Origin of the sequence: Pseudomonas sp. CIP-10 (assembly GCF_020911845.1) — a bacterium.
In the GTDB taxonomy this organism is placed as follows: domain Bacteria; phylum Pseudomonadota; class Gammaproteobacteria; order Pseudomonadales; family Pseudomonadaceae; genus Aquipseudomonas; species Aquipseudomonas alloputida.
In genome coordinates, this window is record NZ_CP087160.1 from 2560376 (window position 1) to 2575357 (window position 14982).

The following is a 14982-nucleotide window of genomic DNA, read 5'->3' on the forward strand; positions in this document are numbered from 1 at the left end:
GCCGTGACGAGGCCTGGGGGTGTGCCCCAGGCCCTGCTTTCAGGACTGCTTGGCACCGCCACCGATCTGCCAGACATAGGGCGGTTCGCTGCCATTGACGTGCCAGTCGCCGATGATGCGTTCCTTGTAGATCACCGGGTTGTGCGAGGCGGCAGTACGGGCGTTGCGCCAGTGGCGATCGAGCTGTTTGGTGGTGCTGGTACCGGAGGCGCCGAGGGTGTTGAACAGGTCGCTGGTGGCACGCAGCACCCATTCGATGGCCGCCACCTGGGCCTGGGCCGATTCCAGTTCGGCGGCGATGTTGGCCTTGCGCTCGGCGTTCTCGTCATTGCCGAAACGCGCCAGGTAGGCTTGCTGCGCGGCCTCGCTGGCGCGCAGGGTGCCTGCCTCGGCGGCGTAGATCAGGCCGGAGGCCTTGCCGATAACCTGCAATACCTGTGGATCCTCGCTTACCGCTGCGCCATTGCCATGGCTGAACACGCGCGTGCGCTTGCTGGTTTCCTGGCTGAAGTCACGCACGGCGGCGCGGCCGGAACCGACGATGACGGCGAGCAGCACCAGTTGGTAGAACGCCGTCTGGTATTTGAAGCGGGTGGCGAAGTCGATGATGTTCTCTTCCTCGACCACCGCGTTCTCGAACACCGAGGTGCCGCTGCCGGTGGTGCGCTGGCCAAAACCATCCCAGTCGTCGCTCTGGGTGATGCCGGGCTGGCGGGTACGGATCGCTGCGATCACGTCGCCACCGGTGTCGTCTCGGCGGGCGAACAGGTCGATCCAGTCGGAGAAGAGGCTGCCGGTGCTGTAGTACTTGGTGCCATTGACCACCCACTGATCACCCTGGCGCGACACCCGGGTGCTGACGTCGCCGATCTTCACTGCGCCCACCTCCGTCCAGGCGCAGCCCACCAGATCGCCGTCGACGAAGCGTTTGAACCAGACGTCCTGTGGTGTGCTGGCATGGGCGTTGAGGCGGTCCTCGACGAAAGCAAAATGCCCGCGCAGTGCCTGCGGCACATTGGAGTCGGCTTCGGCCAGTTCGATCAGCAGCTGGAACAACTGTGGCAGGGAAGCGCCGGCACCGCCCTGTTCGACGGGTACACGCACGGCGCCGAAGCCGGCGTCCTTGAGCCACTGGATGGGCTCATGGGGCAGGGTGCGGTTGCGCTCGCGTGCCACGCTGGATTCGGCGATGCGGGCAAAGATGGGGCGGAAGCGGGCGGCAAGGGATTCGTAGTGGGTACCGGTAGACAGGTGGGGCAGTGGGGCTTGGGCGGTCATCGCAGTTCTCCTCGATTGATGCGATTGCTGACGGTGACGCTCTCGCAAACTTCGTGCCTTGCAGTGAATGCCTTTTAAATCAACGGGTTGTGATCATTCTGGTGGGGCGGGCTGTTCGCTCGCCGACAGCTTGCTGAATGACTGTTGGTGGGCGGTCAATTGCGTTTTCCGGGGCAACTGTTGGCCGAGGGTCAGTGGTTCAACAGCTTGTTGGCCAAAAGACAGTTCAGGCTGCTAGCGCTAGCGTTCAAGTATTTGAATTTAAAGGTTTTTATGGGTTGGCACGGTTGCTGCTGAAGCTCCCTCAGGTAATGCCCGCTGGGCAAGGAGGGATGAGCATGAACGCACGTGTTATCAGGGTCGTGGTGGTGTCCGGCAGCCTGCGGGCTCCATCACGCACCCATGGTCTGCTGCAGGCCCTGGTGGAGCGGCTGCCGGCCGTGTTGCCGAAGCTGGAGGTGCACTGGGTGCGCATCGCCGAGTTGTCCGCCAGCCTGGCCGGTTCGCTGGAGCGCGATAGCGCCTCGGCTGACCTGCAACCGCATTTGCAGGCCATCGAGCAAGCCGACCTGCTACTGGTCGGCAGCCCGGTGTATCGCGCGTCCTACACCGGTTTGTTCAAGCACCTGTTCGACCTGGTCGATTACCAGTCGCTCAAGGGCGTGCCCGTGGTGCTTGCCGCCACCGGTGGTAGCGAGCGACATGCCTTGATGATCGATCACCAGTTGCGCCCGCTATTCGCTTTCTTCCAGGCCCACACCCTGCCGTACGGCCTGTACGCCAGTGTCGAGTCTTTCGACGATCAGCGCCTGGCTGACCCTGCGCAGTTCGAACGGATCGAGCGGGTACTCGATACCGTCGGCGCCTTCTTTCATATCCCGGTCGCCCGCGCGGCCTGACTTTCCGAGTTACAGGAGACATCGCCATGAGCCAACCGATCAAATTCGCCTACTGGGTTCCTAACGTCAGCGGTGGCCTCGTTGTCAGCAAGATCGAACAACGCACCAGCTGGGACATCGATTACAACCGCAAGCTGGCGCAGATTGCCGAGCGTTCCGGGTTCGAGTACGCGCTTTCGCAGATCCGCTTCACCGCCGGCTATGGCGCTGACAACCAGCACGAGTCGGTAACCATCAGCCACGCGCTGCTGGCCGCCACCGAAAAACTCAAGGTGATCGCCGCGATCCTGCCCGGACCCTGGACGCCGGTATTGGCAGCCAAGCAATTGGCAAGCATCGACCAGTTCACCGCGGGCCGCATCGCCATCAACGTGGTGTCCGGCTGGTTCAAGGGCGAGTTTCGCGCCATCGGCGAGCCATGGCTGGACCATGATGAGCGCTATCGCCGATCCGAGGAGTTCATTCGTGCGCTGAAGGTTATCTGGACGCAGGACAATTTCAGCTTCCACGGTGATTTCTACCGTTTCAACGACTACACCCTCAAGCCCAAGCCGCTGCAGCAACCGCACCCGGAAATCTTCCAGGGCGGGAGCTCGCGGGCCGCGCGCGACATGGCCTCGAGGGTCTCCGACTGGTACTTCACCAATGGCAACAGTGTCGAGGGCATCAAGACCCAGGTCGACGATATCCGCACCAAGGCAGCGGCCAACGGGCATTCGGTGAAGGTCGGGGTAAACGCTTTCATCATCGCCCGCGACACCGAAGAAGAGGCCCGCGCGGTGCTGGCGGAGATCATCGCCAAGGCCGACCCGGAGGCGGTCAACGGCTTTGGCAGTGAAGTGAAGAACGCCGGTGCGGCCAGCCCGGAAGGCGAGGGCAACTGGGCCAAGTCGACCTTCGAAGACCTGGTGCAGTACAACGACGGCTTCAAGACCAACCTGATCGGTACGCCACGGCAGATCGCCGAACGCATCGTCGCGCTCAAGGCGGTCGGCGTCGACCTGATCCTCTCCGGCTTCCTGCACTTCCAGGAAGAGGTCGAGTACTTCGGCAAGCATGTGTTGCCGCTGGTGCGCGAACTGGAGCAGGAGCAGCATGCCTCCCTCGCTGTGGCCTGAGGTGCGCGGCCATGCATGAGGCGCTCGCGAACAACCTGCCGGCCAGCTTGCTGGCCCGCGCACATCAACGTGGGGCGGACGTTGCGTTGCGCCACAAGCGTCTAGGCCTGTGGCAGGCGCGCAGCTGGGCGCAACTGCTGGCCGAGGTGCAGAGCCTGGCCACCGGGCTGCGCGAGGCCGGCTTCGCGGCCGGCGACAGCCTGCTGATCGTCAGCCGGCCGCGCCCTGAGGCGCTGCTGGCAAGCCTGGCGGCGCAGTGGCTGGGCGGCGTCGCGGCACTGCTCGACCCGCTGATGCCCGACGCGGAGCAACTGACGCTGTTGCGTGAACTGCAGGCCGGGTTCGTCTTTGCCGAAGGTCAGGAGGAGGTCGAGCGGGTGCTGGCGAGCGGTCATGTGCCGGCATTGCTGTTCTACGCCGATGGCCGTGGCCTGGCGGATTCCGGGTTGCCGAATTACGCTCGCCTGGCCGCGCAGTTGCCCGATCCTGCCTTGGCGGTGCAGGCGCAGAGCGAGCGCCCAGCGTTCAGCTTTCACCGGCTGGATGCCGATGGCCAGGTTCAGCAGCACGGGCTCAGCCATGCCGAGGTGCTGGGCGAGGGGCGTCGGCTGGTCGAACAGGAGCGCCTGACGGCGGCCGAGGAAGCCTTGGCCTCCCGCAACTTCGCCACCAGCGGCCAGGCCCGCTACCTGCTGGCGCCTTGGCTGCTGGCAGGCTTTCGGATGAATTTTCCGGAGAGCCTGGCGACCCGCGACACCGACCGCCGTGAACTCGGCCCGACCCTGGTACTCGGCACCCACGACAGCTACGGCCGCCTGTATGCACTGGCGCAGCAGCGTCTACCGCTGCCGGGCAGCCTGCTGCGGCGCGGGCTGGACTGGGCGCTTGACGCGCGCGGTGGGTTGCTGCGCAACGGCTTTGGCCACGTGTTGCTGCGTCGGCCTTTGCGCGATGTGCTGGGCCTGAGCCGCACCCGGGTGCCGCTGCTGGTCGGTGAGGCCCTGCCGGGCGAGGTGCAGGCGTTCTTCGCCGCCCTTGGGGTGGCGCCGCGTATCTGGCGGGAGGCGCCCCGCTGGCAGGCCGTGCGCAGCCCTCGTTCATCCCTCGCTGCTCGGTCGCAAAGCCGGGTTCAGCCCGTCTGAGGAGCGTTCATGTCGAATTCCCCGTTGCTGGAGCTGGAGGGCATCAGCCTGTCGTTCAAGGGTGTGAAGGCCATCAGCGACATCGGCTTCAGCGTCGCCGAAGGCGAGATCTGTGCGCTGATCGGGCCCAATGGCGCGGGCAAGAGCTCGCTGCTGAACATCATCAATGGCGTCTACCGGGCGCAGCAGGGGCGTATTCGTTTTGCCGGGCAGCAGCGTCGGGTGATGCACCCACATGCAGCGGCACGCGACGGCATCGCTCGCACGTTCCAGAACATCGCGCTGTTCAAGGGCATGAGCGTGCTCGACAACGTGCTCACCGGGCGCAACCTCAAGCGCCGCAGTTCCTGGCTGGAGCAGGCGTTGCGCATCGGCCGCGCGCCGGGCGAGGACGATCGCCAACGCGCCGCCGCCGAGCGGGTCATCGAGTTTCTGCGCATCCAGCCGTGGCGTGACGAAATCGTTGGCACCTTGCCCTATGGCCTGCAGAAGCGGGTCGAGCTGGCCCGTGCGCTGGCCGCCGAGCCTCGCTTGCTGCTGCTCGACGAGCCGATGGCCGGGATGAATGCCGAGGAGAAGCGCGAAATGAGCCGCTTCATCGTCGAGATCAACCGCGAGTTCGGCACGACGGTGGTGCTGATCGAGCACGACATCGGCGTGGTCATGGGCATTTCCCACCATGTGGTGGTGCTCGATTACGGCCGCAAGATCGGCGACGGCTCCCCCGAGCAGGTTCGCCGCAACCCCGACGTGATCGCGGCCTATCTGGGTGTCCGCCCGGCGGCGGCTTCGGGGCTGTTCCCACACAGGAGCGCGACATGGCATTCTTTTTCGAAGTGCTGATCGGTGGCCTGCTGGCCGGGGTGATGTACTCCCTGGTGGCCATCGGTTTCGTACTGATCTACAAAGCCAGCGGTGTGTTCAACTTCGCCCAGGGGGCGATGGTACTGTTCGCCGCGCTGACCTTCGTCAGCCTGCTGGAGCGCGGCGTGCCGTTCTGGCTGTCCTTTCTCGTCACCCTGGCGACGATGATCGCCCTGGCGCTGCTGATCGAACGGGCGGTACTGCGGCCATTGGTCGGGCGTTCGCCGATTACCCTGTTCATGGCCACGCTCGGCCTGGCCTACATCATCGAGGGCGCCGCCCAGGCCCTGTGGGGCGCCCAGGTTCACGGCCTGGAGCTGGCCATCAGCGACGCGCCGCTGGAACTGGGTGGCTTGCTGCTGTCGCAGTTCGACCTGTTCGCCGCCGCAACGGCGGCGGCCCTGGTGGTGCTACTGTCCTTGCTGTTCAACCGCACGCGCATCGGCCTGGCGCTGCGTGCGGTGGCCGACGATCCCCGCGCGGCGATGAGCGTCGGTATCCGCCTGCCGAGGGTGTGGGCGGTGGTCTGGGCGGTGGCCGGGTTCGTCGGGCTGGTCGCCGGGCTGCTCTGGGGCGCGCGCCTGGGGGTGCAGTTCTCGCTCTCGCTGGTGGTGCTCAAGGCCCTGCCGGTGCTGATCATCGGCGGCTTCACCTCGATCAGCGGGGCGATCGTCGGCGGCCTGATCATCGGCGCTTCGGAGAAGCTCGCCGAGGTGTACCTCGGGCCGCTCATCGGCGGCGGCATCGAAAACTGGTTTCCCTATGTGCTGGCCCTGCTGTTCCTGCTGGTGCGTCCGGCTGGGCTGTTCGGCGAGCGCGCCATCGAGCGAGTCTGAGGAGCGTCGATCATGCTGTATCGAGAAGCGGGTCAGTTCAGCGTGCGTTACGCCGACGACCGACGATTCTTCCGCCTGCGCCAGGATCGGCTGGGCCTGGCGGCCTTAGTCCTGTTCGCCTTCATCGGCGTGCCACTGCTGGGCAACGATTACTGGTTCAGTGCCATCCTGATCCCATTTCTACTGCTGTCGCTGGCCGGCTTAGGGCTGAACCTGCTGACCGGTTATGCCGGGCAACTGTCCCTGGGTTCGGCGGCGTTCATGGCAGTAGGTGCCTTCGCGGCCTATAATTTCGAGCTGCGCGTGGCGTGGCTGCCGCTGCTGGCCAGCCTGCTGCTCGGCGGCCTGGTGGCGGCGCTGGTGGCTGTGGTGTTCGGCCTGCCGAGCCTGCGCATCAAGGGCTTCTATCTGCTGGTGTCGACACTGGCGGCGCAGTTCTTCGTGCCATGGGCGCTGACCCGCTTCAGTTGGTTCAGCAACGACAGTGCCTCGGGGGTGATCAGCGCGCCGCCGCTGCTGATGGCCGGGTATGACTTTTCGTCGCCGGCCGGGCGCTACCTGCTGACCTTGGCGGTGGTCAGCGCGCTGTTCTGGCTGGGCGCCAACCTGGTGCGCAGCGAACTGGGGCGCAACTGGATGGCGGTGCGCGACATGGACACCGCCGCCGCAGTGATCGGCATCCCCCTGTTGAAGACCAAACTGCTGGCTTTTGCCATCAGCGGCTTCTACCTCGGCGTGGCCGGTTCGCTCTGGGCCTTCACCTACCTGGGCACGGTGGAGCCACACGGCTTCGACCTGAACCGCTCGTTCCAGATCCTGTTCATCATCATTATCGGCGGCCTGGGCAGCATCCTCGGGAACTTCCTCGGCGCCGCCTTCATCGTGCTGTTCCCGGTGCTGCTGTCGAACCTGGCCGGGTTGCTGCCGACCGGGCTGATTGATGCCGGACAGATAGAGAACCTGCAGAAGATGGCCTTCGGCACGCTGATCATCATCTTCCTGATCAAGGAACCGGAGGGCCTGGCGCGCCTCTGGCAACGCTTTCGCGAGCGCACTCGGCGTTGGCCGTTGCGCCACTGAGCGAACCTTCGCACCGGGCTTCGCCCGCCTTATGTCACTGCCCACTGATTTGTAAAGGATAACCACGATGTCGACCCGATCCGTCCTCGGCCGCCTAGCGCTGGCCGTGAGCCTGGCGGCCGGTGCACTCAACGTGCACGCGGCCAACGAACAGTATTTCCCCCTGCAGAGCTACCGCGTTGGCCCCTATGCCGCAGGTGGCACCGGTTTCTTCGGTGGTTTTATCGATTACCTCAAGTACGTCAACGCCCAAGGCGGCGTGAATGGTGTCAAGCTGACCTGGAGCGAGTGCGAGACTGAATACGTCGTGGAGAAGGGGGTGGAGTGCTACGAGCGCCTCAAGGGTGGGCTCAACGGCGCACCGGCTGCCGCCACCAATCCGCTGTCGGTGGGTATCGCGTATGCCACCCTGGAACGCTCCACGGCCGACAAGCTGCCGCTGATCACCATCAACCACGGGCGTACCGACTCCACCGATGGCAGCGTGTTCCCTTACGTCTTCCCGCTGCAGCTCAATCCCTATTCCGAAGTATCGGCCATCGTCAACTGGATCGCACAGCAGGCAGGCGGCGAGCAGGGCCTCAAGGGCAAGAAGATCGTCACGCTCTTTCACGGTTCGCCCTATGGCAAGGAAACCAACGAGGTGCTGCAGGCCCTGGCGGACAAGTACGGGTTCGAGTTGACCCTGCTGGAGGTGCCGCACCCCGGCAACGAGCAACAATCGCAGTGGCTGAACATCCGCCGTCTGAAGCCGGACTGGGTCATCCTGCGCGGCTGGGGCGTGATGAACCCGGTGGCGCTGAAGACTGCGCAGAAGGTCGGTTTCCCTGCCGACCGTATCATCGGCAATATCTGGAGCAACTCCGAGGAAGACGCGGCGCCTGCCGGTGCCGCGGCCAAGGGCTTCATCGCCATCACCACGCATCCGTCCGGTACCGAGTTCCCGGTGCTGCAGGGCATCGAACAGGCGGTGGTGGACAAGGGCCAAGGCGACCTGGCCGATCCGAAGCGCTTCGGCACCGTTTACTACAACCTCGGCGTGGTCAACGGCATCCTCAACGTCGAGGCATTGCGTCTGGCTCAGGAGAAGTTCGGCAGGCAACCGCTGAGTGGCGAGCAGGTGCGTTGGGGCTTCGAACACCTGAACCTGGACGATACCCGCCTGCAGGCACTCGGTGCCAAGGGGCTGGTGCAGCCGCTTAAACTGTCCTGCTCCGACCATGAAGGCGGTGGCGCGGTGCGCTTCCAGCAGTGGGACGGGCAGAAGTGGAAACTGATCAGCGACTGGGTACAGGCCGACCGCGCGTTTTTGCGGCCGATCATCGAGGCCTCGTCGCATCAATATGCCAAAGAGAAGGGTATCACCCCGCGTGATTGCAGCCAGGAAGGCTGATCGCGCGGGCAGGGCCGGTGGCGTCCCCCCGGCCTGTCTTCAGCCCTGCGCAGTTCGGGCGCCGCCGCGCACCAGGCCCACACCGGCTCAAAGGTTGGGGGCTGCTTCCAGTCTGTTGCGATTGCCGCCATTTGGCGCGGCCATGCGCTTCTGTCCTTCGCAACCCTCTTGGCGCAGTTGGCAAGGGGGGCAATCGTTCGTGGCGGCCTCTCAGATTGATAGTTGTATCGCCCGCTCAGGGCGCATCTGGGGCTCTGGCCGGCGCCGATTGACCACCAGTTCGCCGATGGCGATCAACCGGGCGCGGGTGATGTTGCGGCTCAGGCCCAGCAGGCTGGCCGTGTGCACCTGGTTGCAGTGGCAGAAACGATAGGCACTGCGTAGCAGGGTGTCCTCGACCTTCTCGTGCAGGCTGCCGGCCTGCTCCTCGAACAGGCGCTGAAAGGCACGCAGCAACTGCTCTTCGGCGCTTTCGGCGGTGCTCACCGGCGACTTGTCCTGGCGCTCGATACGCAGGTGCGACAGGCGCAGGTCGTCGTCCTGCACCAGGCCATTGCGGCACACCAGCAGGGTGTGGTGGATGACGTTTTCCAGCTCGCGGATGTTGCCGGGCCAGTCGTAGCTCACCAGCTTGCGTTCGGCCTCGGGGGACAGGCGTACTTCGCCGTAACCCAGGCGGTTGCAGTAGGTCTTGATGAAGTGTCGGGTCAGCGGCAGGATGTCGCCCGGGCGTTCTCGCAGCGGGTAGAGTTGCAGGCTGACCACGTTGAGGCGGTAGTACAGGTCTTCGCGGAAGTTGCCGGCAGCGATGGCCTTGTCCAGTTGCACGTTGGTGGCGGCGACCACGCGCACGTCGATGGGGATGCTCTTGCGCGAGCCCAGGCGCACCACTTCACGCTCCTGCAGCACGCGCAACAGCTTGACCTGGATGGCCATGGGCAGGTCGCCGATTTCGTCGAGGAACAGCGTGCCGCCGTTGCCCTCCTCGAACCAGCCGGCCTTGGCCGCCAGGGCGCCGGTGAAGGCGCCTTTCTCGTGGCCGAACAGCTCGGCTTCCACCAGCGACTCCGAAAAGGCGCCACAGTTCACCGCGACGAAGGGGCCGTTGCGCCGTCCGCTGAGGTTGTGTATGTGGCGTGCGACCAGCTCCTTGCCCGTGCCGGTCTCGCCGATGATCAGGACGCTGGCCTCGCTGGGGGCGACCTGTTGCAGGTGGGCGAGCAGCGCCTGCGATCTAGCGTCTTCGAAGACCTGTGCGGTCGCCCGGATCGAGGTGGCCAGTGACGGCGAAGGGGGGAGGGTCAGCAACTGCATGGCGATTCCTATGAGTAGAAAGATGGGGTGGGTCGCGTCTGGCTCAGTGCCCACTCACCCAGCTCGTGGAGTTTGTAGTCCAGCGGGTCGTGCAGGCTCTGGGTACGCAGGTTGCGCCAGTAGCGATCGAGGCGTAGCGAGGCGTGGGTCGCGCGTGCGCCAGTGACCTCGAACAGGCGGTTGCAGATGTCCAGGCCAGTGCGTGCCGCCGCCACCTTGGCCGTGGCGATGGCCAGCGCCAGTTGCGCACGCTCTTCGGCGCCGAGCGCGTGCTCCTTGTGCCAGGCCGCGTCGAGTTGCGTAGCGGCGCGCTCCACCAGCAGGCGCACGCCTTCCAGACCGACCCAGAACTCGCCGTAGTGGCGCAGGATGTAAGGGTCTTCGCTGACATGTCGGGCTTTGGAGCGGAACCACGGGCGGCCTTCCTTCAACGTGTAATGGCGGGCCTCTTCCAGAGCGCCTTCGGTGATACCAAGGAATACGTTGGCGAAATGCAACTGGGCGATCAGCGGGCGCAGGCTGGCGAAGGGGGTGCTCAGCGGGCCGGGGTCGAGAAGCATCTCGTTCTCTTCGACGCGCACGCGCTCAAAAGTAGCGCTGCCGCTGTCGGTCTGGCGCTGGCCCATGTTGTTCCAGTCATCATGCAGTGTGATACCGGTGCGGCCGCTGGGGATGGCAGCGATCAGCAGCTTGCCGCCAGCACTTTCATCGACTGCCGAGGCAATCAGCATTTCCGAGTCGCTGGCGCCTGAGCAGAAACTCTTCTTGCCGGAAAACTCGTACCAACCGTCGAAGCGTGTGAGTACGGTGCGGCTGTCCAGGGGGTTGAGCGCATTGCCCCAGAACCAGTTCTTGCGCGCGGTCTGCTCGAACCAGGGTTGCCACTGATCGCGGCGGGAGAACAGGCGTACGGTAGCCAGCATCAGGTGCTGAAAGCCGAAGACGTGGGCGATGGAACTGTCGACCCGGGCGAATTCGCGCACCACCTCCAGGGTTTCGCTCCAGCTGGCGCCGAGGCCGCCGAACTGGGTGGGTATGCTCAGCGCCAACAAGCCGCTCTGGCGGATAGCGTCGCGCTGGGCCTTGGGTGTGCCGCCGGCCTCGTCGCGCTCGACGGCGGTTTCGGCGAACGCCGTCGCTAGGCGACGTGCAGTCTGCAAGGGGCTGAGCACGGCAGGTCGTAGAGGGGTTGTCACTCGGCATTCCTCGCTGGCGGGTGGGGAGGGCGGATTGGGGGGCGTTTCATAGCGGCTCCTCAGGCAATTTGCTCAGCACATGCGCTTGGCGGTGGAAGAGGGCTGCGGTGCGTTCTGCGGCTAGCGGGATGCGGGCCTGCAGAGGCTGGAAGAAACTGAACAGCGGGTGCAGCTGCAACAGCACCTGGGATTGGCCGGAGGTAGGCAATGACGTTGGCATCAGAAACTTCAACCCTCCAGCACGGTTACCCCGATTCATCGCGGGTCTGATGAAAGTATAAAAGTCGATTCATATCTCTAAAAATAATAAAAAATAATATTTATATTCCCGCATGGAATACTTAGTCATTGCAAATGCAATGGCAGCACAAGGCTGCCAAAGCTTTCGTTCAACTAAGACCGCAGGCGTGTTCCTCGCTGTTTCCCACACAACAGCAGCCATGCAACGTTGCTGCCTCTTCAACACCATGCCGGCATGACAAAAACCCGTCTCGCGCTTGAGTACGCGGGGTTTGGCCGATTGGCATGGCGTCTGCGTCGTTGCCCTGGAATCCACTGAACTCCAGGGGGCGACGTGATCGCTGATAAATATCCACTGATTGCCAACGACCCTTTGGAAACCCCTGCGCGGATCAGCGCAGACTTCCTTGGCTCTGCATCGATTCCTGCTGTCGCGCTGGAATTTCGCGCGGTCACCAAACGCTACGAGGGGAGCCGGTCAGGCTCCAGCAACGCGGTTGAGCAAGTGAACCTCGCGGTGCGGCGTGGCGAAGTGCTTTGCTTGATGGGTACATCCGGCAGCGGCAAGTCGACTTTGCTGCGCCACGTCAACCGGTTGATAGAACCGAGCAGCGGCGAGGTGCTCATCGACGGTGAGGCCCTGAGCGACTTGACGCAGCCTGCGCTGCGCCAACTGCGGTCGCAGCGCATCGGCATGGTGTTCCAGCATTTCGGTTTGCTGCCGCATCGAAGCGTGCTCGACAACGTGGCCTTGCCCCTGGGATTGCGCGGTGAGCCGGAGCGTACACGACGCGCAGCGGCACAACGGCAGTTGCAGGCGGTGGGGCTGAAAGCGTGGGGCGAGCGTTTGCCCCACGAGTTGTCTGGTGGCATGCAGCAACGTGTCGGGCTTGCGCGGGCAACCACCCACCGCTGGGTCATCTGGCTGTTGCCTATGGCCGGCTTTGCGGCGGGGCTGGTTTATCACCTGATCGGCAAGCCGGTGAACGCGGCAATAACCTACTGATCAACGAGATTCACGGCCCGACGAAAACCGTTCCGCTGCGCAGGGTACCTCTGGTGCTTGCGGGTACGGTGACACCCCATTTCTGGAACTCTCGTGCTGTTTCAAGCCATCGATTTTGTCATCTTACGATTCCTCTCCAAGCCCCATTGAGCGGCATAAATCAAAGGTTTCAGGGTGCGTCGGGATTTCCCACAAAAAGCACTGATGGCACGTTGACTCTCCCCTTAGGGGGAGACTTTAGACTCCCGGCCCTCGATAGATCTGGCCTGAAAACAGCTTTTTTGGCCCGATGACTTTATTCATTCAATGCGGCTTTTGTAGGGAAACAATCAATGAATAATCCGTTGGAACTGGACAGCGTTATCAGCAGTACACAGGAGATTCTTGCGCAGTTGCTGGTGTTGGACAGGGGCGACGTGACAGAGCACAGCAGTATCGTTGACGACCTCAGCGCCGACTCGCTGGACATCGTCGACCTGAGCTTCCAGCTGGGCCGTCAGTACGGTTGCACCTTGCCGAAAACCAGCGTGCTGGATCACGCGGTAGCGGTGTTTGGCGACGCCACCCGGTTTATCGAAAAAGGCCGAATCACGCAGGACGGCGTGGCCTTGCTGGAGCAGAGCCTCAGCGCTTATGCGCCGGGCCAGTTGCACGTGGGCATGCAGCCGGGCGATGTCTTCTCAGCCACCACCGTGCGGAACTGGGCGCAGCAATGCCATAACGTGTTCAACCACCTCCCCGAAACCTGCCCTGAGTGTGGCGCGGCTCATGCCCAACTCAATGAACGCCAACAAGTGGTGTGTGGCGGTTGCAGTGCTCGCCTGACCCCTCTGGACGGTGACTCGATCTCGCGTCTGTTGGTTGAGCAGTACGCGGCCACCCAGTTGAAGGCTTCGGCGTAGGGGGTGCCTTGATGCAGGCCCGAGAGGTTCTGGTCACCGGCTATGGACTGGTGGCTCCCACGGCACTGGATGCGGCCTCGCTGTTCACGACGATCAGCGAAAACCGTTCCTGCATTGGCCAGCACCCGGCGTTTGTCGAACTGGGGTTTGCGAACCCGGCGGCCGGTTTTATCGATGAGCAACAATGGCAGGTCATCGCGGCGGCCTTTCCGGGCGACCTGCAGACCACCTCCCGCCAGGAATGGCTGGCGCATTACGTGGCCCGTCAGGCGCTGGCCCATGCCGGGTTGGCCGACGGCGCATTTGCCCGAGTCGCCAGCGGTGTTTTCGTCGGGGCCAACAAACATTGCGTGAGCGGTGATTTGCGGGACGCCAGCCGTTACATGGACGATCAGGGGCGGGTCGATCTCGACCAGTTCCTGGATAACCACACCCTCAGCGGTGGGGCGTTTGCCCGGCGGGTTGATCAGCAAACCTGCCATCTCGCCGAATGGCTGGGCGTCCGTGACCATATCTCCACACATTCCGATGCCTGTGCCGCCGGCACCATGGCCATCGGCAGCGCCTATCGAGCGATCGCCCGTGGCGAGATCGACCTGGCGTTGTGTGGCGCGGTGGAGTTGATGGCCCATGAATTGTCCTACTACAGCTTTGATGGGCTGGGCGCACTCTGCCAGCGCGTGGACTTTTCCCCACAAGAACAGAGCCGGCCGTTCATGCCGGACCGCTGCGGCTTTGTGCTGAGTGAAGGGGCGGCGCTGTTGGTGCTGGAATCCCGCGAGCATGCCGAGCGTCGTCAGGCCTGTTCGCTGGGCCGGGTGCTGGGTTACGCGAATCTGTGCGAGGCAGAGAAAATCACCTCCAGCAGCCGCGACGGCAGCAAGTATGCCGCCTGCATGACGGCCGCCCTGGCCGATGCCGAACTGACCAGTGCGGCTGTGGACCATGTGAATGTTCACGGTACGTCGACACAGGCCAATGACCGTTGTGAGGCCCTGGGCCTGGCGCAGGTCTTCGGCGAAACCCTGGAGCAGATGACGTTCACTGCCAACAAGTCTGCCGTAGGGCATTCGTTGGCCGGCAGCGGTGCCATTGAGGCGGTGCTGTCGTTGATGAGCATTCAGTTGGGCGTGGCCTTGCCGACCCTCAATTTTCAGCCGGAAAAATCCGAATTTCCGGCGTTGAAATTCCTTTGTGAACCGTTGCAGCAACCGATCAATGTCGTGCTTTCCAACTCCTTCGGGTTTGGTGGCGTGAACAGTTCGTTGGTGCTGGGCAGGGCATGACATGACCAGATCCAATTCAACCGCTGTTTATATCACTGCGGCGTCGGTACTCAACGCCGCCGGTACTGAATGTGCGCCTCGTGACAGTCAACCTCAGGCCGCGCAACCGCTGGATTTCGACCCGGCACGTCTGGCCCATTGTGTTGCAGCGCCCGCCTTGCCGGCGGGTGTGTACGACCGCAAACTGTCCCGCAGCCTCGAGCCTCAGGGCGCGCGCCTGCTGTATTGCGCCGGCCGTCTCGCCGAGACCTTGCGTGGGCTGGAACTGCCCGACGAGCGGATCGCATTGACCGCTGCCTTTGCCTCGATTGTGCCGCAGCCAGCCGTGCAAGAGGGCGAGCAGCCGGGGGGGGGGGCTGTGCCAGGCTAAATCGCCGGGGCGCCTGCGTGCTGAAAACGGCACGGGGCGCCATGGCCGGTCAGGGGCG

Annotated in this window: 13 protein-coding genes and 3 pseudogenes; 11 read left to right on the plus strand and 5 right to left on the minus strand. The window is 63.9% G+C overall.

The window, feature by feature from the left end:
- Positions 1-39 precede the first annotated feature (39 nt).
- Positions 40-1278, minus strand: coding sequence for an acyl-CoA dehydrogenase family protein (locus tag LMH93_RS11660; RefSeq protein ID WP_004576524.1), 1239 nt, complete (start codon positions 1276-1278; stop codon positions 40-42).
- A 338-nt stretch (positions 1279-1616) separates the two neighbouring features.
- On the opposite strand from LMH93_RS11660, the gene msuE reads away from it, so the two are divergent.
- The 7 genes from msuE (at position 1617) to LMH93_RS11695 (ending at position 8610) form a co-directional block, all read left to right on the plus strand.
- Positions 1617-2177, plus strand: a complete 561-nt coding sequence (gene msuE / locus LMH93_RS11665; RefSeq protein WP_003253975.1) for an FMN reductase — start codon at positions 1617-1619, stop codon at positions 2175-2177.
- 26 nt (positions 2178-2203) lie between these two features.
- Entirely contained in the window at positions 2204-3295 is a 1092-nt protein-coding gene (gene sfnG, locus LMH93_RS11670) for a dimethylsulfone monooxygenase SfnG (protein WP_230065180.1), read from the plus strand.
- A gap of 11 nt (positions 3296-3306) precedes the next feature.
- Positions 3307-4437, plus strand: a complete 1131-nt coding sequence (locus LMH93_RS11675) for an AMP-binding protein (RefSeq protein ID WP_108191587.1) — start codon at positions 3307-3309, stop codon at positions 4435-4437.
- 9 nt (positions 4438-4446) lie between these two features.
- A complete protein-coding gene (locus LMH93_RS11680; RefSeq protein WP_014861566.1) occupies positions 4447-5280 on the plus strand; it encodes an ABC transporter ATP-binding protein in 834 nt (277 codons plus the stop codon).
- Complete coding sequence (locus LMH93_RS11685) at positions 5256-6137, plus strand: branched-chain amino acid ABC transporter permease (RefSeq protein ID WP_012052698.1); 882 nt, start codon at positions 5256-5258, stop codon at positions 6135-6137. The genes LMH93_RS11680 and LMH93_RS11685 overlap by 25 nt, the downstream gene beginning before the upstream one ends.
- A 12-nt stretch (positions 6138-6149) precedes the next feature.
- Positions 6150-7217, plus strand: a complete 1068-nt coding sequence (locus LMH93_RS11690; RefSeq protein WP_003253970.1) for a branched-chain amino acid ABC transporter permease — start codon at positions 6150-6152, stop codon at positions 7215-7217.
- A gap of 67 nt (positions 7218-7284) precedes the next feature.
- Positions 7285-8610 carry an ABC transporter substrate-binding protein gene (locus LMH93_RS11695; RefSeq protein ID WP_003253969.1) on the plus strand — a complete coding sequence of 442 codons (1326 nt, stop codon included), beginning with the start codon at positions 7285-7287 and terminating at the stop codon, positions 8608-8610.
- Positions 8611-8700: 90 nt separating this feature from the next.
- Here LMH93_RS11695 and LMH93_RS11700 read toward each other — a convergent pair.
- The 4 genes and pseudogenes from LMH93_RS11700 to LMH93_RS11715 form a co-directional block, all read right to left on the minus strand.
- Positions 8701-8769, minus strand: a pseudogene (locus LMH93_RS11700) (hypothetical protein); the annotation flags it as partial.
- Positions 8770-8820: 51 nt separating this feature from the next.
- Positions 8821-9924, minus strand: a complete 1104-nt coding sequence (locus LMH93_RS11705) for a sigma-54 interaction domain-containing protein (protein ID WP_003253968.1) — start codon at positions 9922-9924, stop codon at positions 8821-8823.
- A gap of 8 nt (positions 9925-9932) precedes the next feature.
- On the minus strand, positions 9933-11120 hold the full coding sequence (locus tag LMH93_RS11710; protein ID WP_004576530.1) for an acyl-CoA dehydrogenase family protein: 1188 nt from the start codon (positions 11118-11120) through the stop codon (positions 9933-9935).
- Positions 11121-11166: 46 nt separating this feature from the next.
- Positions 11167-11340 carry a hypothetical protein gene (locus LMH93_RS11715; protein WP_003253966.1) on the minus strand — a complete coding sequence of 58 codons (174 nt, stop codon included), beginning with the start codon at positions 11338-11340 and terminating at the stop codon, positions 11167-11169.
- Positions 11341-11751: 411 nt separating this feature from the next.
- On the opposite strand from LMH93_RS11715, the pseudogene LMH93_RS11720 reads away from it, so the two are divergent.
- The 4 genes and pseudogenes from LMH93_RS11720 to LMH93_RS11735 all read left to right on the plus strand — a co-directional run.
- Positions 11752-12261, plus strand: a pseudogene (locus LMH93_RS11720) (ATP-binding cassette domain-containing protein); the annotation flags it as partial.
- 437 nt (positions 12262-12698) lie between these two features.
- Positions 12699-13268 carry an acyl carrier protein gene (locus LMH93_RS11725; protein ID WP_014756385.1) on the plus strand — a complete coding sequence of 190 codons (570 nt, stop codon included), beginning with the start codon at positions 12699-12701 and terminating at the stop codon, positions 13266-13268.
- 11 nt (positions 13269-13279) lie between these two features.
- Positions 13280-14554, plus strand: a complete 1275-nt coding sequence (locus LMH93_RS11730; RefSeq protein ID WP_230065181.1) for a beta-ketoacyl-[acyl-carrier-protein] synthase family protein — start codon at positions 13280-13282, stop codon at positions 14552-14554.
- A gap of 1 nt (position 14555) precedes the next feature.
- Positions 14556-14864, plus strand: a pseudogene (locus LMH93_RS11735) (beta-ketoacyl synthase); the annotation flags it as partial.
- Between the last annotated feature and the right edge of the window lie 118 nt (positions 14865-14982).

Bases quoted from the DNA above. Each gene is read 5' to 3' on its own strand.
- LMH93_RS11725 (WP_014756385.1), top strand. From the start codon at position 12,699: ATGAATAATCCGTTGGAACTGGACAGCGTTATCAGCAGTACACAGGAG.
- LMH93_RS11660 (WP_004576524.1), bottom strand. From the start codon at position 1,278: ATGACCGCCCAAGCCCCACTGCCCCACCTGTCTACCGGTACCCACTAC.
- LMH93_RS11680 (WP_014861566.1), top strand. From the start codon at position 4,447: ATGTCGAATTCCCCGTTGCTGGAGCTGGAGGGCATCAGCCTGTCGTTC.
- LMH93_RS11690 (WP_003253970.1), top strand. From the start codon at position 6,150: ATGCTGTATCGAGAAGCGGGTCAGTTCAGCGTGCGTTACGCCGACGAC.
- LMH93_RS11685 (WP_012052698.1), top strand. From the start codon at position 5,256: ATGGCATTCTTTTTCGAAGTGCTGATCGGTGGCCTGCTGGCCGGGGTG.
- LMH93_RS11695 (WP_003253969.1), top strand. From the start codon at position 7,285: ATGTCGACCCGATCCGTCCTCGGCCGCCTAGCGCTGGCCGTGAGCCTG.
- sfnG (WP_230065180.1), top strand. From the start codon at position 2,204: ATGAGCCAACCGATCAAATTCGCCTACTGGGTTCCTAACGTCAGCGGT.
- LMH93_RS11715 (WP_003253966.1), bottom strand. From the start codon at position 11,340: ATGCCAACGTCATTGCCTACCTCCGGCCAATCCCAGGTGCTGTTGCAG.
- LMH93_RS11675 (WP_108191587.1), top strand. From the start codon at position 3,307: ATGCATGAGGCGCTCGCGAACAACCTGCCGGCCAGCTTGCTGGCCCGC.
- LMH93_RS11730 (WP_230065181.1), top strand. From the start codon at position 13,280: ATGCAGGCCCGAGAGGTTCTGGTCACCGGCTATGGACTGGTGGCTCCC.
- LMH93_RS11705 (WP_003253968.1), bottom strand. From the start codon at position 9,924: ATGCAGTTGCTGACCCTCCCCCCTTCGCCGTCACTGGCCACCTCGATC.
- msuE (WP_003253975.1), top strand. From the start codon at position 1,617: ATGAACGCACGTGTTATCAGGGTCGTGGTGGTGTCCGGCAGCCTGCGG.